Origin of the sequence: Methylophaga muralis, from assembly GCF_001720165.1 — a bacterium.
Taxonomy (GTDB): Bacteria; Pseudomonadota; Gammaproteobacteria; order Nitrosococcales; family Methylophagaceae; genus Methylophaga; species Methylophaga muralis.
Window position 1 is genome coordinate 55,815 of record NZ_MCRI01000003.1, and the last position, 22,029, is coordinate 77,843.

The following is a 22,029-nucleotide window of genomic DNA, read 5'->3' on the forward strand; positions in this document are numbered from 1 at the left end:
ACTGGCTGGGGTTCCCACGGGGGACCGTGGGAGCCAGAATAAACTTTAGTTTAAATGTATGTAGTTGAAATCTCGTTCCCACGCTCCCGCGTGGGAATGCAATTCAGCTTTTCGGCAATTTCCAATCCGGCCGAATGTAATGACAGGTATATCCAGTTGGATAATGTTGCAGATAATCCTGATGTTCGGGTTCAGCTTCCCAGAAATCACCGACAGGTTCTACTTCTGTGACGACTTTTCCGGGCCATATTCCGGATTGATTTATATCTTCAATCGTCTGCTTGGCAATTTCGGCTTGCTCATCGCTGGTGTAATAAATTGCTGAACGGTAACTCATGCCCCGATCATTGCCCTGCTGGTTAGGTGTGGTCGGATCATGAATCTGAAAGAAAAACTCCATTAACTGTCTGTAAGTAATCTGCTCAGGATTAAAGATGATCTCAATGCCTTCAGCATGGGTGCCATGGTTTGGATAAGTGGCTTTTGGAATATCGCCGCCGGTATAGCCGACTCGTGAAGAGATCACGCCTGGCAATTTACGAATCAAATCCTGCATACCCCAGAAGCAGCCGCCGGCCAGTACGGCACGTTCGGTATTTGTCTCGCTCATTTTGTTTCACCTAAGGTTTCTGAAAACAGCTTTTTAAATTCACCATAACCCTCGATGTCCAGTTCATCCACCGGAATAAATCGTAGTGAGGCGGAGTTGATGCAATAACGCATGCCACCGGCTTCTTCGGGGCCATCAGGGAAGATATGACCTAAATGACTGTCACCATGTACTGAGCGCACTTCAACACGGCGCATTCCCAGACTTTCATCAAAGTTTTCGGTGACATTCTCGGTCTGCACCGGACGGGTAAAACTCGGCCAGCCGGTGCCACTATCAAATTTATCTATTGATGCAAACAACGGCTCACCCGACACTACATCCACGTAAAGACCGGCTTCGTGATTGTCCCAATAGGCATTATCAAATGGTGGTTCGGTGCCGCATTGCTGGGTTACATAATGTTGTTCAGGTGAGAGACGTTCAACGGCTTCTGCTGCTTTTTTGTATTTTGTCATGACAATCAAACCTTTATAAAAAGTGTAATCGTGAAACTGTCCATGAATAAAAATGCTGATATCCAATCGGGAGTTTAAGTTTTGAAATTTTTATCGATGACATACTGACCTGTCCACCCGCCAGTCGTTCCCGAATAGAAACTCAGTATATAGCTCAAAGGCTACATCAGCGATGTTCTGCAACGAAAGTAATAACCGAAATGACCAAACCACCGTTTTGTCAGATTAAACGTCTATTTCAGTCATCGTTAACATCAAGTGCCATCACTGCATCGTAAGCATTTAAATCAAGCACTGCTCTGACATTAGTGACTTGCCCTTGCAGCATGGTAAAAAACCAGGCGTAACTGTTTTGGTATCTTTCACCATTAATCAAGGTAGCCTCAGCCTCAAACAAAATGATGACTTCATTACCAGCCTGATAAGTATCATGCACCCTAGGTTTTAACGGGGTCGCAAGCCGTTGATTGAAAGGCTTAACAACCATCTCCTGGAAGTCTGGCAGATTATAGGTTTTGGCTGACTCAGTCGGCCCCATAATGGTCCATTGTGCATCTGCTGCGAGTAAATCAAATGGCGATCCTGTGCCTTGGCTACATTGATTGAAAGCTTGTTCGACCAGCTGTTTATGATTGAGCGGCTCTGCCATCACAGAGCCACTCAATAGATAAAACCAGACAAACACCGTCAGAGACTTAAATGTTTTCATCCTGAGCCCCACGCTTAAAAGGCATGGCCATAACAGGCCACAGTGCGAATCACCAACTCATTCACATCCACATTGTCAGGTTGCGAAATGGCATACAAAACGGCATCAGCAACGGCTTCGACATTTAACGATGTGTTGCGAAGCTGATCAACAAATTCAGCGGCAGATTCATCAGTAATATCGTGGCCAAGTTCCGTGGTGGTGACGCCGGGGGAGAGGACGGTTACCCGCAGATTGTTGGATTCCTGACGCAAGCCTTCGCTAATAGCCCGAACAGCAAATTTACTGGCGCAGTAAACAGCACAAGAAGGACCAACTGCACGTGCTCCAGTGGAAGCGGTGTTGATAATATGCCCGCTGCCTTGCTGATCCATGATTGGTAATACTGCAGCGATACCGTTCAATACACCTTTAATATTGATGTCGATGATGCTGTTCCACTCATTTGTTTTTAACGCCCGCATCGGTGCCAACGGCATAATGCCTGCGTTGTTAAACATCACATCAACTCGACCAAAAGTGTCTTTAGCAAAAGTCACAAACGCATTCACCTGTTCTGCATTGGCTACATCCAACTCATGATAGGCAGCCTGACCACCAGCTTGCTGGATGTCTCGGACAATGGATTCGAGGCGATCAGTTCGACGTGCACCAAGCACCACAATGGCACCATTTTTAGCCAGTACTCTGGCGGTGGCTTCACCGATCCCGCTGCTGGCGCCGGTGATTAAACTACTTTATTTTCTACGTTTTTCATTGGTTATCTCCATTTGAATTTGTCTGTAAGTGACGATTCAAATGGTAGAGACGAAGCTGCTTATTTTGGATACACAGAGCTACAAGAAAATTGCCTATTTCTACAAGTTAATGTATTTACAAAACATCATCAGCCTATAATCAGCATCAGTAACATATTGGGGTAATTAGGAAATGAACGAAACCCAACGCAAAGAGCTTGCGAGCCTGATTGATAAATTCTCCTCAGGGAACGGCATTCACAACACCGCAATAACCGGCGTGAACTGCATAAAGCTCAATGAAATAAATGACCGATTGCCCAGCGTTTATACACCTTCTTTGTGTGTCATTGTGCAGGGCAAGAAACGGGTGTTACTCGAAGATGAAATCTATCAATACCAGCCTTCGGAATATCTGGTGGCCTCTGTCGATTTACCGGTGATTGGGCAGGTGATAGAAGCGAGTAAAGACAAACCCTATCTATGTTTGCAGATTGAGTTGGATCTGCACCAACTTACCGAGTTAATGGCACAGACCCGTTTGCCGTTTAAAAACAAAATACCAAGCCAGCGTGGCATTTTTGTAGGCGATGTGGATGCGTTACTGGGGGATGGCGTATTACGACTTGCCCGGTTATTGGAAGCTCCACAGGATATTGCGTTATTAGCGCCCATGATTAAACGTGAAATTCATTACCGGTTACTCAACGGCCAATATGGCGATGTCATTGCTCAAATGGCCCAAACCGGTAGTCACATGCAACGCATTTCAGAGGCGATTCAAATTCTCAAAGCCAATTACGACCAGCCAATCAAAATTGAGGATCTGGCTACCCAGGTGGGCATGAGTATTTCGTCTTTTCATAGCCACTTCAAAGCGGTCACGGCGATGAGTCCGTTGCAATATCAAAAACGATTCAGGCTGCTTGAAGCTCGAAAAATCATGATGACGGAGACGCAGGATGCTGCCAGCACGGCTTACCGGGTGGGATATGAAAGTCCGTCACAATTCAGTCGTGAATATGTACGGATGTTTGGCCATCCACCTAAACGCGATATGAGCATGTTGCTACAGCAGCAGTCCATTGCGTGACTACGCAAACTTAGCTTAACGCCTGACAATCCGCTGCCACTACCTCAATACGTCCGACATCTTCACTGTTCTTGTCTGAATAGACATAAACAATTTTTGCACCGGCCTGCAGAACTGGCTGCATTTCCGCATTATTGCAAAGATTCGAGAGCAATTTTGGCTTGATATTCTCTAGCACAGCAGCCGAATCCACTTCTTCTATCGTCACCGTGGTCAAGGTATAAAAATAGGTGATCATCTCCCCAGGGCCCGCCAACGCTTTTTCCAATCGGGTTTGATCATCAATTTTGATCGGTGCTTGGGCGTTAATGAAAACCTCAGCTTCCATAAAGCCTTCTTCAATAGACTGCAATTCAGATAATTGCCGTTTACTGTCAGTTGCAGATGATGGAGCATTTCGATTATTGAAAACGATTGCCAAAATGATAACGAGCGGTATCAAGCCGATAGCTAAAAGTAACTTCTTATTCATTATGCTGCCTGGGTTTTAGTTGGAATTAGAGAATATCTGTAGTCGCAAGCATACCGGTGGCTTGGTGAAAAACACAATAATCTGTTGCGGTAACCTAATTTGAAAATGCTTTACTCGAGTATGGTGCAGAGCGATTTCGCTTTGATACCGGCCATCAATATGCACCTCAAATTTGTTCATGACCTGAATATAAAACTTGATCGGCTCATATTCTGAGCCGATTAATCCCACGAATGAACATATTGATTGTCGCCCGCAAATCACTTGTATTTGTTATCCTTGCCAACTGCACAAAAAGAGAGCGTAAGGATGCCGATACCTGATTTTCAAACTGTGATGTTGCCAGTTATCCAATGCCTGAAAAATGGCTCCGTTATCCATGCTAAAGAAATTCGTTCGCAGATTGCTGTGGATTTCAATCTGACCGATGAAGAAAGACAGGAATTATTGCCATCGGGCAAGCAGACGGTGATTAATAACCGTATCGGTTGGGCTATTACCTATATGAAAAAAGCCGGTTTGATTAAGTCTGCAGGTAAGGCCCAATATCAAATTACCGAACTGGGCAAAAATATTCTGGCGAGCCAGCCCCAACGTATTGATGTGAAGTTTCTCAAGCAATTTGAAAGTTTCAAAACCTTTCATCAGTCAAAGCCAACCGATAAACCAGAAGATAACGAGCCAGCCAAACCGCTGTTTGATGCTGAAACACCGGACGATATTCTTAACCAGGCTTATCAGGTGCTCAATAAAAATCTGGCTGAAGAGCTGATAGAAAACATCAAATCCCTGACCCCAGCGGCCTTTGAACAACTGGTTATCGAGTTAATGGTCGCAATGGGCTATGGCGGTGCTCGCAACGATGCCACATTGCAAACGCCACTTAGTAATGACAACGGTATTGATGGCATTATTAATGAAGACAAACTTGGCCTCGACACCATCTATCTGCAAGCCAAAAAATGGGAAGACACCGTACATCGCCCAGAAATTGACAAGTTTATCGGTGCATTAACCCGGCAAGGTGCTCGCAAAGGCGTATTTATCACTACCTCCGAATTCTCCCAAGGTGCCAAAGACGCAGCCCGTGGATTGAATATTTCAGTGGTGCTGATTGATGGTAAAACCCTTGCCAAGCTAATGATTGAATATGACCTTGGCGTCAGCATTCAGGAAACCTATCACGTTAAAACCATGGATTCAGATTATTTCGATCGTTTCTAACATAAAATCGAATAATCATGAATGACATCAACCAGACAAAACTAATTTGAGCATTCAAACGTTTACCTTATCCCGCATTCAATTGCTCGCTGGAAAATTTCGTCTTGAGTTGTCGCATGTCGGTTTGACAGTGAATCACCGACATTTCAATTTTCCTGGGCCGGAACAGATCTGTTCGCTGCGTGAAACAGGTTTGCTGGTCATTATTGAATGGGGCGGCAAACGGTTCTGTTTTTTCCGACAGTCTGGTTTACATGACTTTTTAACCACAGCGTTACACGAGCGGCTAGCGTTTTGGAAAGCAGAATATTTACCAATTTATCAGCGACTAGCTGAAGCAGAAGCATTGTTTCGTCGCGAAATCAAAAACCATCAACGCTATTTTCGAGCTTCACACAGCAACGCGCTATTGGAAAAATATCAGGTTTATAAGCCGGATTTTTCCCACTTACAGGCATTTGATGATCTGGGGTTGAATTGTTCTGCAGTAGAAGGGCAGTTATATGACTTTCTGTTTCACACCAAGGATTTTCAGCAGCGGTTTAATGACGGCTGGTATCAATGGCAATTAGGGAAAAATCAGCAGCTATTTGATCAACTTGAAGCGCATCCCTTAACCGATAAACAACGTTTGGCCTGTGTGACCGATGAAGATGCAGTGCTAGTGATTGCTGGAGCCGGAACAGGTAAAACCAGCACCATGATCGCCAAAGCTAATTATCTGGTTGCAAATGGGCTGGCTAGGCCCGAAGAGATTTTGATGTTGGCGTTTGGCAGCGATGCCCGTGACGAATTACAGCAACGCGCTGATGAATATGCAGCGTTAACAGGTTTAAAGGTGAGTACCTTCCACCAAGCGGGTAGACAGATAGTCAGTTTCTGTGAAGGTGCTACGACAGTTAGTGTCCTGGCAACAGATGAACGTGAATACCAGAAGTTTGTGAATTTGCAGATTGTGGAGTTATTAAAAACAGATGGCATTCGCGATGATTTGAAACTTTTTTTTGGGCATTACTTTTATCCACAGCCAGATAATATTGATGATAAAACGTATGGCCAGTATCTAAAATATGTAAAAGATAATGAAGTCAGAGCCTTATCAGGCGACCTGGTGAAAAGTTTTGAAGAGCTGGAAATTGCAAATTACCTGTTTAGCAATGGTATTGCATTTGAATATGAGGCCGTTTATCCCGTTGCTGTAAGTGAGCCGGGCAGAAAAGCTTACCAACCAGACTTTTATCTGACTGACCTGGATGTGCATCTGGAGCATTTTGGCGTGGATAAAAATGGCCAAACGCGACAGGACATTGATGCTGAAAAATACCAAAAGGGTATGCAATGGAAACGTCAGGTTCATCATGACAATGGCACGGTCTTGTGGGAAACCTACAGCTGGCAATCCAAGCAGTCGGGTGGTTTGCCAAAGGCAGTGGAAGCATTAATTAAACGACATTGCAAACAGCACCGCATCCCCATTGAAAATGTTATTAGACCGATTGGCTACGACGATTTTTTTGCACAGACTACCCAGTTTAAAATGGATAACGGGTTTTATACGTTGATGTCGCAGTTTTTAAGTTTGTTCAAAGCCTCTGAAACGGGTGTCGATACCAAACATTTAAAAAAGATGAGCCGATACAATCAGACCCGTTGGTCCTTATTTCAGAAATTATTTAACTGGGTTTATGAACGCTACGAATCTGTTTTGCAAGCCAACGGCACAATCGATTTTGCCGATATGATCAGTCGGGCCACGTTTCATGCTCAGCAAGACTATTTTCATTCACATACCAAAGAATCCTTTCGACTGAAGTATCTTTTAGTTGATGAGTTTCAGGACATCTCACCGATTCGGGCATCCTTTATCAAAGCGATTCGAGCTGCAAACCCTGGCTGTGGTTTGATGGGGGTCGGGGATGACTGGCAGGCAATTTACCGCTTCACAGGCAGTGATGTCAGACTGACAACGCAGTTTGAGCAATTTTTCGGTGACGCTGAAATTTTATCGCTGGATAAAACTTTTCGTTTCAATGATCGCATTGAAACAGTGGCATCTAGTTTTGTGCAGAAAAATCCTCATCAGATTGCTAAACGGCTCAAAACTCACAGCAAAAGTGACCAACGTGAAGTCCATATCATCACTACCGGCAAAGATTCGGCGATTGAACAGGCATTGGCACAGATACAGAATCAGTTGAAAGGGCAAACCGCTTCAGTGATGTTTTTGGCTCGTTTTAAAAATTCATTACCGCCACTTAATACCTATAAATCACAGCATCGTAATTTGAAATTTTCGGGTATGTCTGTGCATTCCGCCAAAGGCAAACAAGCAGATTTTGTGATTATTCTGGATGTCATCAAAGGGAAATACGGCTTTCCATCTGAAGTACAGACGGAACCCATGCTGGAAATTTTATTGCCAAGGCTTGAAGATTTTCAACACGCCGAAGAGCGACGTTTGTTTTATGTGGCATTAAGTCGGGCCAAAAAAACTGTCTTTATTCATACACAAATGGGAATGGAGTCCAGTTTTATCAAAGAGCTCAAAGACATGCGTGAGGATGTCAGTGTGTCTTTGACTACTATACAGAATCACTATTTTGAAGAAGTACGCTGTCCAAGCTGTCTGGAAGGTCAACTGGTGCCGATTGAAGGGCAGTATGGTTTGTTTTATGCGTGTTCGCTGGGCAAAAAATATTGCCCAACCATCGTGAAAACTTGTCCAGAATGCAGTAGTGCGCCGTTCGTGATGAATGATACAGATTATCTATGTGCCTCAACTGAATGTGGCTTTAAAGCAGAACGGTGTCCTGCTTGTGAAACGGGCATGCTTATACAACGATTTAATTCTAAAACACACCAGCCATTTCTAGGGTGTACGAACTTCAGTATGCGTGGTGATGAAAAATGCTCTTTTACACGGAATGTGGGAACACAAAAAGACATGGTTAGCTAAAAATAAAATTATTTAAGCTCGTTCCCACGCTCCTACGAGGGAATAGCAGCGATAAGTATTATTTTGTTACAGCAGAAAGTGCTTTATATTCCGCACAAGCTTTATCTCGTTGAGTAGCGTGTTGCGGACTTCTGGTTTGTCTGGCTTGTAGTGTGAGCATTGAGCATGCTTGTTGGGCTTCGAGTAGTTCTGCTTCTTTTGCTGTGGGGATGGATATTTGTGCAATGGTCGGCTCATAACTGACGGCCGCTGAGCAGTACATGTTTTCCAGCTTTTTATGTTTCCAGTGATTTCGCTTGTTATTGGTGAGATGCGAGCAGGTTTCAATGAAAAATGACTTGGCGGCAACAGTACACTGCGAATATTCAGACACCAATTCATGTTTTGTCGTTGAGCAGACAGAAGCGGGTTTTATTTTCCAGAATTGATAGTGATAATCGATTTTATGATCTTGATATTCAATAATCTGAGTTTCTAAATCCCCACCCATCACATCTGAAACATGTAGTTGCATACCACCGGTGATGCTACTAAGAAAAATCGAAAACGCGACGCTGATGGACTCCATGTGCTGACCTCTTCCAAATAGTATTTAAAGACTTTACTTGAAACCTGTTTGGATGTGATCAAAAAAGGCCAAACAAATCGTTTTGTTTGGCCTTTTTAGGTATCGATTATTAACGAGCTATTAGCGTGACTGCATACGCTCAATGGTTGTGGTCAGTACACGTTTCATTTTATCGGTTGCGCCGGTAAAAGCTTGTTTGATGGTCGCGGCATCATGGGTAACCACATTGGGTTGAAGGCCTTCTATCCGTGCTTCAATCAGACAACGGATGTCATCAGCACCGCCACGGTTTTCACTGTTTTGATCACTTAAATGCACTTCGACACGAGTGACGTGCTCATCGAATCGTTTTAGAGAATGCTGTAACTCCTCACGAATAGAGTCTGTAAGCGTGTCATCACCTGGAATGTGGCGATCGGTATTCACTTGAATTTGCATGTAACCTCCGTTGGGTGAAATAAAACATCTGAAACTATGACAATGTGAACTGGCAAACATTCATCATTAATAACCAAAACACATAAGCCACTATAAAGCCAATTACTTCGAAGGCCTTTAACCCAAAGCAAGCCGTCCCATAGCCCACCTTGTTAGACTCAGTGAGTGATTTTCTAATCGGAATCGGTTGGAAGCGAAATCTATCTTAATGATTATCAGGAGTACGCTATGCAACATCCTTATGTGTATGGAACTTTAATTGGCGTGTTGGCCGTGAGTTTGAGTGGTTGTGGCGATACCGCTAAGGTACCTCCGCAAGCAGATTATGGTCCTGAGCCGACCTTGGTTGCTCCTAAACAAGGCTTGTTACCCACGCTGAAAATTGCTCCGGCCAAAGGTTGGCCGATTGATGGTGAACCCATTGCAGCAGATGGCTTAAAGGTGAACCGGTTTGCCATGGATCTGGATCATCCACGATGGATTTATGTATTGCCAAACGGCGATGTGCTGGTGGCCGAATCAAATGCGCCTGAAAGCGAAAAACCTGATACAGGTATTAAAGATTGGGTAAAAGGTTTAGTAATGAAACGTGCCGGAGCTGCTGTTCCGAGCGCCGATCGGATTACGTTATTGCGTGATGAGGATGGCGATGGTGTAGCTGAAACCCGTCATGTATTTCTTGAAAAGCTGCATTCACCGTTTGGCATGGAGTTGATTGGCAATGATTTCTATGTCGCCAATGCCGATGCGATTGTGCGTTTTCCTTATGAAGAAGGGCAGACTGAAATTACTGCTGAGCCTGAGCATGTAACTGATTTGCCAGGTGGGCCGATTAATCATCATTGGACCAAAAATATTATCGCCAATGAAGATGGCACATTAATTTACGCCACGGTGGGTTCCAACAGTAATATTGCAGAATATGGCATGGAGAACGAAGAGAACCGTGCTGCGATTTTAGAGGTCAATCCCGAGACTGGCGAAAAACGACTTTTTGCATCGGGTTTGCGTAATCCTAACGGTTTAGCCTGGCAGCCTGAAAGTGGAGAGCTGTGGACCAACGTTAATGAACGCGATGAAATTGGCAGCGATCTGGTGCCGGATTATATGACCTCGGTGCAAGATGGCGGCTTTTACGGCTGGCCTTATAGCTACTATGGCCAGATAGTCGATACGCGAGTCGAGCCACCAAGACCCGATTTGGTTGAAAAAGCCATCAAACCGGATTATGCATTAGGTGCCCATACTGCCGTATTAGGCTTGGCTTTTTATCAAGCGGATTTACTCGATGAAAAATATCAAAACGGTGCGTTTATCGGTCAACATGGGTCATGGAACAGAAAACCGTTAAGTGGTTATAAAGTGATCTTTGTGCCGTTTAAAGATGGTGAACCGGACGGTATGCCACAAGATATTCTGACTGGATTTGTTGACGGTAATGGCGATGCTATGGGCCGTCCGGTAGGTGTCGTTGTCGATAAACAAGGCGGCATTTTGGTTGCTGATGATGTCGGTAATACCATCTGGCGTGTGAGCCCGGAAACGGAGTGATTTAGTTTGACCTATTCGGTCTGGTTCCCACGCTGCAGCATGGGAATTTAAACAGGTTTGAGAGATTATTAAATAATGAAGCATTTTTGAATTTGTTCAGCGGTAGTTCAGTTTCATAGGTCTATAACGGAATCGTGGCTATTAAGTTAGCTCCCGCCGAATTTAACGGAGTCATCCTATGAACAGATTAAAGACGTTTCTCTCTATCAGTGCGTTAAGCCTTGCCAGTTCCGTCAGTGTGGCCGTAGCTGAAAATAAAGAGTTTGAGCACAAAAAAGTAGACAATTTGTCGACTACCATCGTTGATAGTCAGCAAAATAATACGCAACCAACCGACGCGATTTTCTGCAAAGATACATCAGATAAATAAAACCAGATTCAACAACCGTTACCGATAGCGCAAGTTATCGGTAACGGTTTTTTATTGCCTCAATATAATCAAACTTTCATGAGTATATTTTGATTAGCCATTAGGGTGCGTTACTCGTTATCCTATACAGCCAATTTACTGACCCGTTTCTTATCTCATGTCACATATTCTGCTCGACAAAACCCATCCGCCTATTATTCAGGCCGCCATTAATTTAGGCGATTGGCTTTTTAGTCTGGAAAACTTAACAGATGAAGATAAAGCTGCAATCAAGTCAGTGCAGGATGCGTTGAAGAAACTGCCGGAAATTGATGATGATATTTTGGCGATGTATGGTTTCAGTATCGAACGTGGTGATGCCGATAATGGTTTGGTGCGGGGATGGGATATCTCACTGGAATACAGTGCTAATGATCCAGAGCAGCAGGGTGGCTTAGAGATTTTTAGTTCGTATATTCCGCTGCCAGAAACGACTGATCCAGCCGTATTAGCAGAAAAGAAACAGCGCGAAGTGTATTTCCACTGGCCGATTGGCGATATCTGCAGTTTTATCAAAGCCGAACAGGCACAGCAATGGATTGATGATGTCAGTCAGCCGTTGCAGTTTATCGAAGCCGGCGATCGGTTACGGATTGAGATTGTGTATCAGCAATTTTATGTCGAACACGAATACCCGTTGAGTTGAATCCAACATCAAACTCTGCTGCCTAGTTAAGGCAACAGAGTTTGCTGATATTGAAATGGTTTTAATGTCGGTAAATAGCGGCTAGACCTGTTTTACCGGGCATTTGATCTGGCGGTAAAATCCAGACTTCGCCACCCATTTTTTCCACAAGCTCACCCAAATCGTCCAAGACATCATCGACTTCAGGATGACTGAGTTCGGCAGTTTTCACTTCGCCTGTTTCGGGATCCAGCCGACCTTCAATGTGATGGCCTTCTTCAATCATTAAAGTATCGACACGTCCGCTAGCGGCGGCAACTGCGACTTGGCGAAGATTATCATCGCCAAGTTGATGGGCTTTTGCCTCAGAAAAAGCTTCGGCTAAAGCGGCTTGACGCGCTAGGTGCTGAGGTTCAACGATTTCCCAGATCCGTTTGCGTAATTCATCCAGCGTAAAACCATCGGCATTTGCAGCCAGACCATCTTCCATCAAAAACGGGTTATGGCTGACCTTGTGAAACAAATGATGATGTTCTGTTACCGATGCCAAAATCAGCGGCAATTGTGATTTTTTGGAAAAATGCTCGTGTACCTGACGATCGACAAAGCGGAAAAAACGCTCATCATCAACATCCAGTGCGTCTTTGCGACCGCCGTGACCATGATGCATTGAACCTTTCATGGCACCAACACCACCGTATGAGGAAACCGAATGACGCGGATCGGTTAAATCATCTCCCAAAGCTTCTTGAATGGTTTGAGGGATATCGTCAGCAATTTCAATTTCATCCAGCGTATCGCGACTGCCTTCAAATAAACGGAATTTATCTCGACTCAGGGCTAAGACCTGATAGCGATCTACTGATTGCAAGAAGCGGCGTAATGGTTTGATATGGAAGCTGTCTGCTGCGACTGCCAGTTCTGGCATGGATTGCTGCAACAAATAAACACGGAAAAAGCCTGGTGCGGCAAACACGGCCAGCCCGTCCTGAGTGTAATTCCAAAACAATGGATCGCGAGCCAGTTTTTCGAACGGCTCAAGCAGTTTTTTGATTTCAGTGGCTGAGTATTGTTGTTGTAATGACTTATCCAATACTTTAACGAGATTACGAAAGCGGATAGGGTCCTGCTGGTTATCCGGCATCGAGCGGTGAGTGGGCTGAAATAAAGACAAACAGGGTGCATCGTGTGATGCAGTTAATTCAGCTAATGATTCTATGGTGAGTCTATCAGTCATGACTTCTCCTAAAGCGTACGTGTTAGGTTTGGGTCTGAAATGTGCAGAGGTGGGACAACTTAGAGATTTGGCGAATGCCAATAAGTTGACTCCATCCTAACAACTGCAGAGGCACACTTCAAGCTGAAAAAAGCTTTATTCCAGATTAAAATAAAATTTAATTTATTTTCTAGAAAACAAATTAATAATTTGTTATTTAAGAAGATTTTCTTCTTTTGATGTGCTTATTTCTTTGGCGAGTTGTTTGGTCATGGTTGGATCAGTTGCAATATCAACCGTCGCAGAACTGGCCGTAACGGCAGGCTGAATCGTGGGTTGTGGAAGATCGGGTTGAGCCTTTTCTTCCTTCGCTACAGACTCGATTGGCTCGGCTAATTGAACACGCTGAATGGGTTCGGACATATTAATTCCAGCATTATCAAAACCGATTTTTACCAGTCGAATAGCTTCACTACGTGCTTTGGCAAAATCACTTTCATGCTGATTTATCCAGGCGGTAAACGTTAAATCGACCATGTTCTCTCGTAATTCTGCAATCAACACTTGTGGAGCGGGTTCGGCCAACAGCCCTGGCATTTGTTGCAGAATCGTCAAACCAAGTCGACGAGTCGTACTGAGATCGACATTCGCAGAAATCGTGATGTTAAATTCAAAACGGCGTAGTGGATTGCGTGAGAAATTGGTCATCACAGAAGTAATCATCGTACTGTTTGGAATGCGTAAATGATTGCCATCACCGGTCATCAGCACCGTATCGCGAGAGGTCAGGCGAACTACATTGCCAGTAAATTCACCTATTTTGATGGCATCGCCGATGCTGAAAGGATTGCGAGCACTAAGCAATACACCCGCCAGATAATTTTCGACAATATTGCGAAAAGCAAAACCCACGGCAAGGCCGAAAACACCGGCTACACCGAGTAAAGCTCCGACCAGGGCTGTCGCATCAAGGATCTGTAAGGCAATAAGAAAACCAATCCCGACAATCAGGATACGAATAATCCGTTCACCCAGATCTGCCGCCAATTCGGTAAAACCCAGCCGGTGCAACCATGTGCCACGATTGCCAGCCCATTGACCAATCAACCAGAAAACAATAATGGTGAGAATTGCCACCAGCACAATCGGCAAACTGCGGATCAGCGAATTGAACATCTCCTGAATTTTTTGCGTGGTCGGTTGAACACGGGTGGAAATGTCCATTTGTTCGCTGAGCAGATTTTGCACATAGATAACACCTTCAACCCGACTGGCCAGCGCTACCAGATCACGTCCGGCACGAGCACTGGGAACACTGCCGCTCAAAATAACAACACCGGAACTGACCTGCACCTCAACGTCTTCATAACTCTCTATAACATCGAGAATGTCAGTCAAACGCGATTCAATAGCCTGATCTTGAGGAACATCAGTAACCTGGATTTCGGCACCAGGGTCGACTAATTCCTGACTGTGAATACTGGGTAGCCAAAGAAGCGTGATTATGAATACTATGAGAGGGTAATGCATTTACAGTCTCCAATGCCTGAGTGTCTTCAAACATACACAAATTCAGATGAAAGAATAGTGTTAGATCGCTTTACTGATTCATTTTTTCAGTTTGAACCCATGTTATATACAGCTGCCTGGCACTGGTTGAACATACGTTTTTTTGATGTCCTGAACAGTTACTTAGTGTGCACATCAAATTTGTGCATCTCAATAATGGAAGTTAATTCGCTTGGAAAGATTCAAAAAACTGGGTTCGCGTTTAGTAAATTCAAAGCATATGTTGTGGGGTGTGGCTTTTGCTTCTTTCATGGAGTCGCTGATTGTGCCGATTCCTTTGGAAACGATTCTGATTCCTTTGATGCAGGCTCGCCGGGAAATGCTCTGGGCGATTAGTGCTATGGCGCTATGGGGTTGCATGGTTGGAGCGGCGTTGGGATATGCGATTGGCTATTTTGTGTTTGGTCTGATCGGAGAGCAAATTATTGCTCTGCTGTCGACGCCAGAGCAATTTGAATCTATTCGCCAGCAAATTCATTTACATGGTTTCTGGTATGTCTTGAGTGTGGGTATCACGCCGATTCCATTTCAGATTGCCATGCTGGCGGCCGGGGCGACCGGCTATGCATTTTTGCTCTATATGCTGGCGACCACCATTTCGCGTGGCTTGCGTTATTTTGGGCTTGGTTTGCTGGTGTGTCTGTTTGGCAATCAGGCGCAAAATTTGTTTGAAGAACATAAAATCGGTGCATCGATTTTTATTATTTTGGTGATTGGCCTTATCTGGAGCGTGTTGTTGTTTAGCTAGTGAATTTTTCCTTGCTTGCATGGGAAGCGATTCGTACACTTGATTAACTGTTTCAATTAATCAAGTGGTTTATGACAACTCGCTCAAATGCTCATGGTGGTCGTCGCGTTGGTGCCGGACGCAAAAAAGGTACGGTGATCAAAGAACCAACTGCGGTAATGCGTATTCCTCAAAGTCAAAAGCCAATCATTGCTGATTTTCTGGCCACCTATCGACTTAATCAGTCCACCGATAAGCAAACTAATCATTTAGCAGACCAGCCCACGGTATTTGAACGCCCGGTTGTTGCACCAGCTAAACGCAGCTGGCCATTATTCAGTTCCAAAGTCGCAGCAGGCTTTCCATCCCCAGCTGATGAACATGTTGAAAAGCGGCTGGATCCTAATGAGTTTTTGATTGATGACGAAGAGGCAACATTTTTTGTCACCATTCAGGGCTATTCAATGATCGACAGTGGTTTATTGCCCGGCGATAAAGCGGTGGTGGATCGTTCTAAAACTGCCACTATCGGCGATATTGTGCTGGCGGTAGTCGATGGCGAATTTACCATTAAACTGCTGGCGAAAACCAAACAGGGTGGGCCACGATTACTGCCATCCAATCAGTCAGGTGAATATCAGCCGATTGAAATCAAAGACGGTATGCAGTTTGAAATCTGGGGTGTGGTCACCGGTTCGTTTCGGCGGTTTAAATAAGATGTCACACAGTATCGCCCTGATCGACGTCAATAACTTTTACGTTTCATGCGAGCGTGTATTTAATCCGAAACTGCTCGGAAAACCAGTAGTGGTACTCAGCAATAATGATGGTTGTGCTGTGGCGAGAAGTAACGAAGCCAAACAGCATATTCCGATGGGGGCACCGTGGTTTAAGTTTCAGCAAATAGCGAATGAGCAACAGATAGTCGCTTTATCATCCAATTATGCGTTGTATGCCGATATGAGTAATCGGGTGATGCGAATTCTCAATCAGTTTTCGCCGGATCAGGAAGTGTATTCGATTGATGAATGTTTTCTGGATCTGAGCGGTTTCCAGCATCTTGATTTACTGCAATATGGGCAGCAGATTCGTCATCGGGTAGGGCAATGGACTGGATTGCCGGTCAGTGTCGGTATCGGTGCCAGTAAAACGCTGGCTAAGCTGGCCAATCACTGTGCCAAAAAACGGGCTGAATTTGATGGGGTCTGTGATTTTAATCAGTTAAGTCCTGAACAACTTAACCATTTACTTGCCGATCTGGATGTCGGTGAGGTGTGGGGCGTTGGCCGTAAACTGGCAGTGAAGCTGAAAACGCAGGGCATTCACAGCGTTTTGGATTTAAAACAAGCCAATGCTGAAACCCTGCGGCGCCAATACAGTGTGGTAATGGAAAAAACCGTGCGCGAACTTAACGGTATCAGTTGTCTGGAGCTGGAATATGCCATCAGTGACAAAAAGCAGATATTGAGTTCGAGAAGTTTGGTATTCCGGTGACTGATATGAACAGTCTGGCCGAGTCCATCAGTCTGTATACCAGCCGTGCGGCAATGAAACTACGTCGACAGCACTCGGTGGCAAGGATTATTCAGGTTTACATTCGCTGCAGTCCTTATCGCAGTGGAGACGCTTTTTACGGCAATAGTTTGATGGCGGCGTTACCGATGGCTACTGATGACACCAGAGTGTTAGTTAAACATGCCCTCGCTGCGCTGAAACGAATGTATCGCCCCGGATTTAACTATGCCAAAGCCGGCATTATGCTCACCGAACTGCAGCCGAAAAGTGGGCAGCAGCGGGACTTGTTTGCACCGAATCAGGATGCCAAATCCGGACAGTTGATGACGGTGATGGATATCATTAATAACACGATGGGCAGAGACACGTTACAGCTGGCCAATCAGGGCTTTAAACGTCCGTGGAAAATGAAGCAGGAACATAAAAGCCCGAGTTATACGACAAAGTGGGAGGATGTGTTAACTGTCAGCTAAGTAAAAGATTTTTAAAAACTTTTTATTGGCAATCTAAAAAAACTAAACACATGCCAATAAACAAAGGCGAGTATGCTGATTGGTATCGCGCCAGATATGTTTTGGCCGAACTCAGAGATAACTATTATGAACATTATTCGTCAAACATCATTTATCGCCCTTTTAGCTACAGCTATGCTGGTAACAGCCGGTTGCGGCAATATGTCCAGCCGCGATAAGAACACAGCAGCAGGCGCAGGTATTGGTGCCGTGGGCGGTGCCATCTTAACCGGTGGCAGCGCAGTCGGTACTGTTGGTGGTGCTGCAGTAGGCGGCGTAATTGGTAATCAAGTCGGTAAAGATTAATTACCAGAAAGTAACAAAGCAAAAGCCCCGTCAGTGATGACGGGGCTTTTTTGTTTTAGACCGTGTGAAATACAGCGGATAAAACAGTTTTCTCTTAAAATTGCCTGTGCAGACGAACTCACCGATAAATTGTGTTCATCCGTTTAAATAATTACTAATGTCGGCCACAAGGAAAAAAGAATGCCGTTGCCAGATATATTGGTGTTAAGCGTTTTTTTAATAGTTTATTACGTGATGGCGGTCGGTAAATTGCCTGGGCTGAGTGCCGATCGTACGGGCATTGCCATGGCTGGTGCATTTATGTTGATCGCCCTCGGTGCGGTGGGAGTCAACGAGCTACCGGAAATTATCGAGTTTCCAACCTTATTAATGCTATTTGTTTTAATGCTCTTGGCAGCCCATTTTGCAGCAGCGAATAGCTTTAATGTCTTAAGCCAATGGTTAAGTTATCGAGCTGATAGACCAAAGCTATTGTTGGCTGGCGTGGTGATAAGCGGCGGTGGGTTATCGATGGTATTGGTTAACGATATCGTTGTATTCGCCTTTACACCGGTATTGTGCATGGCATTAATGCGTCAGGGCCTGGATCCACGTCCTTATTTGTTGGCGCTGGCCGGGGCTGCAAATGCTGGCTCAGCGGTCAGTTTGATTGGCAATCCACAAAATATTCTTATCGGAAGTGTGGGGGCTTTGTCCATTCACGACTATTTCCTATTAACCATCGTGCCTGTGTTGCTTGCGTTAGGAGTCGTATATGCAGTGGTGAATCGAGTGTGGTGTAATCAGTTACAGCAAGCCACGACTATTCGCTACTGGGAAGATGATCACACTGCCGATCGCTGGCTGTTTATCAAAAGCCTGTTAGCCACAATGATATTAATTGTGCTGTTGATTTTGTTTTCTCAGTTTCGTTATCAAATTGCACTTGGCGTAGTACTGTTTCTATTATTGGGTCGAGTTATTAAAACCGATAGATTGCTTAAAGAAGTAGATCTGCCATTGTTGGTATTAATCGCATCATTATTTGTGGTGACGGCGGCGTTCAGTGCGTTGCCAATGACAGGTTCAGCAGTGAGTTATCTGGAAACACAGGGTTGGCTACCGGATAGACTGGCCGTGTTAATTCCATTTTCATTAATTGCCAGCAACACAATTGGCAATGTGCCTGCTGTGATGTTGTTATTGGGGGTAACAGAAAACCTTTCGGTTATTACCTTACAAGGATTGGCGTTGTTTTCAACCCTAGCCGGCAACCTTTTATTGACCGGTAGTTTGGCCAATATCATTGTCGCCGAACGTGCATCGAGTCAGGGAGTAAAGCTCGGATTTATGGACTTTATGCGGGTAGGTATTCCCATCACTGTTCTCAGCATGGTTCCAGCCGCCCTCTGGTTTAGTTGGGCGACTGGCATGCCTTGGTGAGTTTTATTTAACCCGCATATCGTTTTTTACTGATTTCACGCCGGCAACGCCGCGTGTCACAACAACAGCCCGATCAATATCTGCCTGTGAACTGACAAAGCCACTTAGTTGAACAACACCTTTAAAGGTTTCAACGTTGATTTCGGCGACTTTCAGAGTTTCTTCATTGAGGATGGCTGCTTTAACTTTGGCAGTAATCACACTGTCATCAATATATTCGCCAGTACCGGATTGAGTGGATGTAGAAGCACAACCACTGATTGACACTACTGCCATCAGCGGAAAGGCTAACAGCGTGATAAATAGCATTGATTTAGTAATAGATTTCATAATATTTGTCCAGAAAAGTCGTTTAAAACTGGCTTGATCATTAAAGTAGATGCCTAACGACATTAAGGCTTAACTTTTCCAGTGTGGGGAGGGCCGGAATAATAAAATTGATTCGGCCCGCTTTGTTTAGCGAGATACATATATCTATCAGCACATGTCATTAGGGTCGTGGCATCCAAGCCGTCATCAGGATAAACACTGATACCGATACTGGCGGCTAAGGTAATGTCGTTGTCATTTACACGCTGCGGCACGGCAATAGCTGAAAGAATTTGCCTGGCGACGAGAGTGGCATCTTCCGGCAATTCTATTTCGCCCAATAAAATCAGAAACTCATCACCGCTACGCCGGCAAACAATGTCTGTAACTCGGATACATTTAGTGACACGATCGGCAACCGATTTTAATAAATCATCACCAGTTAAATGACCGAAGCTGTCATTTATTTTTTTGAAATCATCCATATCTAAAAACAGTATCGCCACTCGTTTGTTATGCCGGTACGCCATACCAATCGATTGTGATAGAAGTTCGGTAAACAGAGCCATATTAGGCAAGCCGGTCAGATGGTCATACCATGCCAGGCGGTTGGTCTTTTCCATCATCGCAGCAGATTTGGTGACATCGTGAAACACAATAACAGCACCTGAGACTTGTTGATCACGGTTATGAATAGGCGCGGCCGAATCTTCAATTTCAACCTCAGTTCCATCCTGGGTAATTAAGATGCAACCAATGGCTAACTCGACGGTTTGATTTTCCTGCATGGCTTTTTGGGCAGGATTCGGAGCAGTGTCACGCGACCCACCATCAATGATATTGAATACTCTCAACAGAGGTTTACCCATGGCCTTAAGACGATCCCAGCCGGTTAATCGTTCTGCCTCACGGTTGAGATAAGTAATATTGCCTGCTAAATCGGTGGTCAGCACAGCATCGCCAATTGAATCAAGCGTGACTTGAGCACGTTCTTTTTCTTCAAATAAAGCGTTTTCCACTTGTCGCAATATTTTTTCCAACGCCTTGCGTTCGGAGATATCTTCAACCATCAGCAGACTAGCAAAAGGATAGTCTGCAATATCCAGCATGGCGGCATGGAGTCGAGTCCAGATCATCGTGCCATCAGCACGTATCAGACGCACATCATCCTGTAGAGAACTGCGGCTGGATATGGCTTGTTTCCATTTAGCATTCAGTGGAACAGCGTCTTCACTGTAGAGGCAAGTGTGCCAATCCAGATCGAGAAGCTCTCCCGGCGCATAGCCAAGAATGTTTGTATAAGCTTGGTTTGAATACAAACAACGACCCTGTTCATCACACAGAATGATGCCTAAAGGGAATTCATCGCACAGTCGTTTCAGATTTTCGTAATCTAGTTTATCCCCTTGATTCTTTGGAAGAATCTGCCAGATTGATCCGCGGTCGGTTATACGTGTACGTAGAGTACGCATAGTGTTTCTCAACCATTCCGAGATGTATCATGAGACATCTTGGTTGAATCACAATTAACAGGTTTTTTTAGTGAAAAGCTTGAATTTTCAAAAGTAAATTGGATGAACATTATTACTTTTCCTCCTATTAAATTTTTGCCAGCGTAGATTTCAGCATAAAGACAACAGCAGGATCCGTATGTACGGTTTCGTACAAATGATGTGAATGTGGAATATTGTTTTTTCTGATGTTATGTGCGGTACCGTACAAACAGTTGAAGAGTGTTTATGCGTTAATAAAATATTTAATCAAATTTGTGAAAGTTGAAAGACTGACGCCGAAGGTGTGAGGTTGAATGCTAATAAACAGATATTTGTGGAATATTAAGTAGAGCGTATGAGTTTAGAAAACGATCCCTGTCATAATCACCTGCTGGCAGCACTGTCAGAAGAAGAGCGCAAACGCGTTTTTCCGGATTTGGAGCTGATAGAAATGCCTTTGGGAGATACGCTTTATTCTCCTGATCATCTAATTAAACATGTGTATTTTCCCACTACAGCAATAGTGTCTTTATTGCATGTAATGGAAAGTGGCGCTTCTGCCGAAATTGCTGTGGTTGGTAAAGAGGGTATTGTCGGCATCTCTTTATTTATGGGGGGAGAAACGACCTCGAGTTGGGCAGTGGTGCAAAGTGCAGGATATGCTTATCGCTTAAGTGGACAACGGTTGAAAAACGAGTTTTTTCGAGCAGAAACTTTACAACGTTTATTGTTGCGTTACACACAAGCGCTGATGACACAGATGGCCCAAACGGCGGTATGCAATCGGCATCATACAGTCGACCAGCAATTGTGCCGATGGTTATTGTTAAGTCTGGATCGTTTGCCATCAAATGAACTTACTATGACTCAAGAACTGATCGCCAATATGCTAGGGGTGCGTCGTGAAGGGGTTACCGAGGCGGCGGGACATTTACAGCGAGATGGTTTGATTCGTTACGTCCGCGGCAAAATTACCGTGCTGGATCGTAAAGGTTTGGAACAACGCGTCTGCGAATGTTATCGGGTGGTTAAAAAAGAAACCGACAGATTAATGGGCGGACACCCAACTTTATAGATTAAGACCATTTACCGTGTGTGTGGGCTGGCAGA

Annotated in this window: 24 protein-coding genes; 13 read left to right on the forward strand and 11 right to left on the reverse strand. The window is 44.5% G+C overall.

From position 1 onward, the window contains the following. Positions 1-103 precede the first annotated feature (103 nt). The 4 genes from msrA to A9E74_RS02775 form a co-directional block, all read right to left on the reverse strand. Positions 104-610, reverse strand: a complete 507-nt coding sequence (gene msrA, locus A9E74_RS02760; protein WP_069295126.1) for a peptide-methionine (S)-S-oxide reductase MsrA — start codon at positions 608-610, stop codon at positions 104-106. After that, positions 607-1,068 carry a peptide-methionine (R)-S-oxide reductase MsrB gene (gene msrB / locus A9E74_RS02765; protein ID WP_069295198.1) on the reverse strand — a complete coding sequence of 154 codons (462 nt, stop codon included), beginning with the start codon at positions 1,066-1,068 and terminating at the stop codon, positions 607-609. The genes msrA and msrB overlap by 4 nt, the downstream gene beginning before the upstream one ends. Positions 1,069-1,306: 238 nt before the next feature. Next, on the reverse strand, positions 1,307-1,777 hold the full coding sequence (locus A9E74_RS02770; RefSeq protein ID WP_069295127.1) for a nuclear transport factor 2 family protein: 471 nt from the start codon (positions 1,775-1,777) through the stop codon (positions 1,307-1,309). A gap of 14 nt (positions 1,778-1,791) precedes the next feature. Next, positions 1,792-2,484, reverse strand: a complete 693-nt coding sequence (locus tag A9E74_RS02775) for an SDR family oxidoreductase (protein ID WP_342670160.1) — start codon at positions 2,482-2,484, stop codon at positions 1,792-1,794. 223 nt (positions 2,485-2,707) lie between these two features. Between A9E74_RS02775 and A9E74_RS02780 the strand changes: the two genes are divergently transcribed. Continuing rightward, positions 2,708-3,607 (forward strand): AraC family transcriptional regulator, encoded by a 900-nt coding sequence (locus tag A9E74_RS02780; RefSeq protein ID WP_069295128.1) that lies wholly within the window; start codon positions 2,708-2,710, stop codon positions 3,605-3,607. Between the two features lie 10 nt (positions 3,608-3,617). Here the strand turns inward: A9E74_RS02780 and A9E74_RS02785 are convergent, their stop codons facing one another. Then, positions 3,618-4,079: a hypothetical protein gene (locus tag A9E74_RS02785; protein WP_069295129.1), complete on the reverse strand. Its 462-nt coding sequence runs from the start codon at positions 4,077-4,079 to the stop codon at positions 3,618-3,620. 309 nt (positions 4,080-4,388) lie between these two features. Here A9E74_RS02785 and A9E74_RS02790 point away from each other — a divergent pair, with 309 nt between their 5' ends. Continuing rightward, positions 4,389-5,303, forward strand: a complete 915-nt coding sequence (locus tag A9E74_RS02790; RefSeq protein ID WP_069295130.1) for a restriction endonuclease — start codon at positions 4,389-4,391, stop codon at positions 5,301-5,303. Positions 5,304-5,349: 46 nt separating this feature from the next. Then, positions 5,350-8,259, forward strand: coding sequence for a UvrD-helicase domain-containing protein (locus tag A9E74_RS02795; protein WP_069295131.1), 2,910 nt, complete (start codon positions 5,350-5,352; stop codon positions 8,257-8,259). Positions 8,260-8,317: 58 nt separating this feature from the next. Here A9E74_RS02795 and A9E74_RS02800 read toward each other — a convergent pair whose 3' ends face one another. Together A9E74_RS02800 and A9E74_RS02805 are read right to left on the reverse strand one after the other, a co-directional pair. Further along, positions 8,318-8,827 (reverse strand): hypothetical protein, encoded by a 510-nt coding sequence (locus tag A9E74_RS02800; protein WP_069295132.1) that lies wholly within the window; start codon positions 8,825-8,827, stop codon positions 8,318-8,320. A 120-nt stretch (positions 8,828-8,947) separates the two neighbouring features. Continuing rightward, entirely contained in the window at positions 8,948-9,265 is a 318-nt protein-coding gene (locus tag A9E74_RS02805) for an HPF/RaiA family ribosome-associated protein (RefSeq protein ID WP_069295133.1), read from the reverse strand. Between the two features lie 228 nt (positions 9,266-9,493). Between A9E74_RS02805 and A9E74_RS02810 the strand changes: the two genes are divergently transcribed. From A9E74_RS02810 to A9E74_RS02820, 3 genes are all read left to right on the forward strand, one after another. After that, complete coding sequence (locus A9E74_RS02810) at positions 9,494-10,816, forward strand: PQQ-dependent sugar dehydrogenase (RefSeq protein WP_069295134.1); 1,323 nt, start codon at positions 9,494-9,496, stop codon at positions 10,814-10,816. A gap of 178 nt (positions 10,817-10,994) precedes the next feature. Further along, positions 10,995-11,186: a hypothetical protein gene (locus A9E74_RS02815; RefSeq protein ID WP_069295135.1), complete on the forward strand. Its 192-nt coding sequence runs from the start codon at positions 10,995-10,997 to the stop codon at positions 11,184-11,186. 157 nt (positions 11,187-11,343) lie between these two features. Then, positions 11,344-11,871: a hypothetical protein gene (locus A9E74_RS02820; protein ID WP_069295136.1), complete on the forward strand. Its 528-nt coding sequence runs from the start codon at positions 11,344-11,346 to the stop codon at positions 11,869-11,871. A gap of 61 nt (positions 11,872-11,932) precedes the next feature. Here A9E74_RS02820 and A9E74_RS02825 read toward each other — a convergent pair whose 3' ends face one another. Beyond that, positions 11,933-13,087 carry a baeRF3 domain-containing protein gene (locus A9E74_RS02825; protein WP_069295137.1) on the reverse strand — a complete coding sequence of 385 codons (1,155 nt, stop codon included), beginning with the start codon at positions 13,085-13,087 and terminating at the stop codon, positions 11,933-11,935. Between the two features lie 192 nt (positions 13,088-13,279). After that, complete coding sequence (locus A9E74_RS02830) at positions 13,280-14,596, reverse strand: mechanosensitive ion channel family protein (protein WP_069295138.1); 1,317 nt, start codon at positions 14,594-14,596, stop codon at positions 13,280-13,282. 211 nt (positions 14,597-14,807) lie between these two features. Here A9E74_RS02830 and A9E74_RS02835 point away from each other — a divergent pair, with 211 nt between their 5' ends. The 6 genes from A9E74_RS02835 to A9E74_RS02855 all read left to right on the forward strand — a co-directional run bounded on the left by A9E74_RS02835 (position 14,808) and on the right by A9E74_RS02855 (position 19,117). Continuing rightward, complete coding sequence (locus tag A9E74_RS02835; protein ID WP_084002869.1) at positions 14,808-15,383, forward strand: YqaA family protein; 576 nt, start codon at positions 14,808-14,810, stop codon at positions 15,381-15,383. Positions 15,384-15,454: 71 nt separating this feature from the next. Then, entirely contained in the window at positions 15,455-16,078 is a 624-nt protein-coding gene (locus A9E74_RS02840) for a LexA family protein (RefSeq protein ID WP_069295139.1), read from the forward strand. A gap of 1 nt (position 16,079) precedes the next feature. Continuing rightward, positions 16,080-16,856 carry a Y-family DNA polymerase gene (locus A9E74_RS14630; RefSeq protein ID WP_245652021.1) on the forward strand — a complete coding sequence of 259 codons (777 nt, stop codon included), beginning with the start codon at positions 16,080-16,082 and terminating at the stop codon, positions 16,854-16,856. Between the two features lie 5 nt (positions 16,857-16,861). Next, positions 16,862-17,350, forward strand: a complete 489-nt coding sequence (locus A9E74_RS14635) for a DUF4113 domain-containing protein (RefSeq protein ID WP_245652022.1) — start codon at positions 16,862-16,864, stop codon at positions 17,348-17,350. A 72-nt stretch (positions 17,351-17,422) separates the two neighbouring features. Beyond that, positions 17,423-17,695, forward strand: a complete 273-nt coding sequence (locus A9E74_RS02850) for a glycine zipper 2TM domain-containing protein (protein ID WP_342670158.1) — start codon at positions 17,423-17,425, stop codon at positions 17,693-17,695. Between the two features lie 180 nt (positions 17,696-17,875). After that, a complete protein-coding gene (locus A9E74_RS02855; protein ID WP_069295140.1) occupies positions 17,876-19,117 on the forward strand; it encodes an ArsB/NhaD family transporter in 1,242 nt (413 codons plus the stop codon). Positions 19,118-19,120: 3 nt separating this feature from the next. Here the strand turns inward: A9E74_RS02855 and A9E74_RS02860 are convergent, their stop codons facing one another. Together A9E74_RS02860 and A9E74_RS02865 are read right to left on the reverse strand one after the other, a co-directional pair. Then, positions 19,121-19,447: a BON domain-containing protein gene (locus tag A9E74_RS02860; RefSeq protein ID WP_069295201.1), complete on the reverse strand. Its 327-nt coding sequence runs from the start codon at positions 19,445-19,447 to the stop codon at positions 19,121-19,123. Positions 19,448-19,509: 62 nt separating this feature from the next. Then, positions 19,510-20,898: a diguanylate cyclase domain-containing protein gene (locus A9E74_RS02865; protein ID WP_069295141.1), complete on the reverse strand. Its 1,389-nt coding sequence runs from the start codon at positions 20,896-20,898 to the stop codon at positions 19,510-19,512. Between the two features lie 376 nt (positions 20,899-21,274). On the opposite strand from A9E74_RS02865, the gene A9E74_RS02870 reads away from it, so the two are divergent. After that, positions 21,275-21,994, forward strand: coding sequence for a Crp/Fnr family transcriptional regulator (locus A9E74_RS02870; RefSeq protein WP_069295142.1), 720 nt, complete (start codon positions 21,275-21,277; stop codon positions 21,992-21,994). Positions 21,995-22,029: the final 35 nt, after the last annotated feature.

Coding starts and splice junctions, on each gene's coding strand:
- A9E74_RS02825 (WP_069295137.1), bottom strand. CDS start 13,087: ATGACTGATAGACTCACCATAGAATCATTAGCTGAATTAACTGCATCA.
- A9E74_RS02805 (WP_069295133.1), bottom strand. CDS start 9,265: ATGCAAATTCAAGTGAATACCGATCGCCACATTCCAGGTGATGACACG.
- msrB (WP_069295198.1), bottom strand. CDS start 1,068: ATGACAAAATACAAAAAAGCAGCAGAAGCCGTTGAACGTCTCTCACCT.
- A9E74_RS02870 (WP_069295142.1), top strand. CDS start 21,275: ATGAGTTTAGAAAACGATCCCTGTCATAATCACCTGCTGGCAGCACTG.
- A9E74_RS02830 (WP_069295138.1), bottom strand. CDS start 14,596: ATGCATTACCCTCTCATAGTATTCATAATCACGCTTCTTTGGCTACCC.
- A9E74_RS02770 (WP_069295127.1), bottom strand. CDS start 1,777: ATGAAAACATTTAAGTCTCTGACGGTGTTTGTCTGGTTTTATCTATTG.
- A9E74_RS02810 (WP_069295134.1), top strand. CDS start 9,494: ATGCAACATCCTTATGTGTATGGAACTTTAATTGGCGTGTTGGCCGTG.
- A9E74_RS14630 (WP_245652021.1), top strand. CDS start 16,080: ATGTCACACAGTATCGCCCTGATCGACGTCAATAACTTTTACGTTTCA.
- A9E74_RS02850 (WP_342670158.1), top strand. CDS start 17,423: ATGCTGATTGGTATCGCGCCAGATATGTTTTGGCCGAACTCAGAGATA.
- A9E74_RS02820 (WP_069295136.1), top strand. CDS start 11,344: ATGTCACATATTCTGCTCGACAAAACCCATCCGCCTATTATTCAGGCC.
- A9E74_RS02800 (WP_069295132.1), bottom strand. CDS start 8,827: ATGGAGTCCATCAGCGTCGCGTTTTCGATTTTTCTTAGTAGCATCACC.
- A9E74_RS02815 (WP_069295135.1), top strand. CDS start 10,995: ATGAACAGATTAAAGACGTTTCTCTCTATCAGTGCGTTAAGCCTTGCC.
- A9E74_RS02790 (WP_069295130.1), top strand. CDS start 4,389: ATGCCGATACCTGATTTTCAAACTGTGATGTTGCCAGTTATCCAATGC.
- A9E74_RS02860 (WP_069295201.1), bottom strand. CDS start 19,447: ATGAAATCTATTACTAAATCAATGCTATTTATCACGCTGTTAGCCTTT.
- msrA (WP_069295126.1), bottom strand. CDS start 610: ATGAGCGAGACAAATACCGAACGTGCCGTACTGGCCGGCGGCTGCTTC.
- A9E74_RS02780 (WP_069295128.1), top strand. CDS start 2,708: ATGAACGAAACCCAACGCAAAGAGCTTGCGAGCCTGATTGATAAATTC.
- A9E74_RS14635 (WP_245652022.1), top strand. CDS start 16,862: ATGAACAGTCTGGCCGAGTCCATCAGTCTGTATACCAGCCGTGCGGCA.
- A9E74_RS02840 (WP_069295139.1), top strand. CDS start 15,455: ATGACAACTCGCTCAAATGCTCATGGTGGTCGTCGCGTTGGTGCCGGA.
- A9E74_RS02855 (WP_069295140.1), top strand. CDS start 17,876: ATGCCGTTGCCAGATATATTGGTGTTAAGCGTTTTTTTAATAGTTTAT.
- A9E74_RS02865 (WP_069295141.1), bottom strand. CDS start 20,898: ATGCGTACTCTACGTACACGTATAACCGACCGCGGATCAATCTGGCAG.
- A9E74_RS02785 (WP_069295129.1), bottom strand. CDS start 4,079: ATGAATAAGAAGTTACTTTTAGCTATCGGCTTGATACCGCTCGTTATC.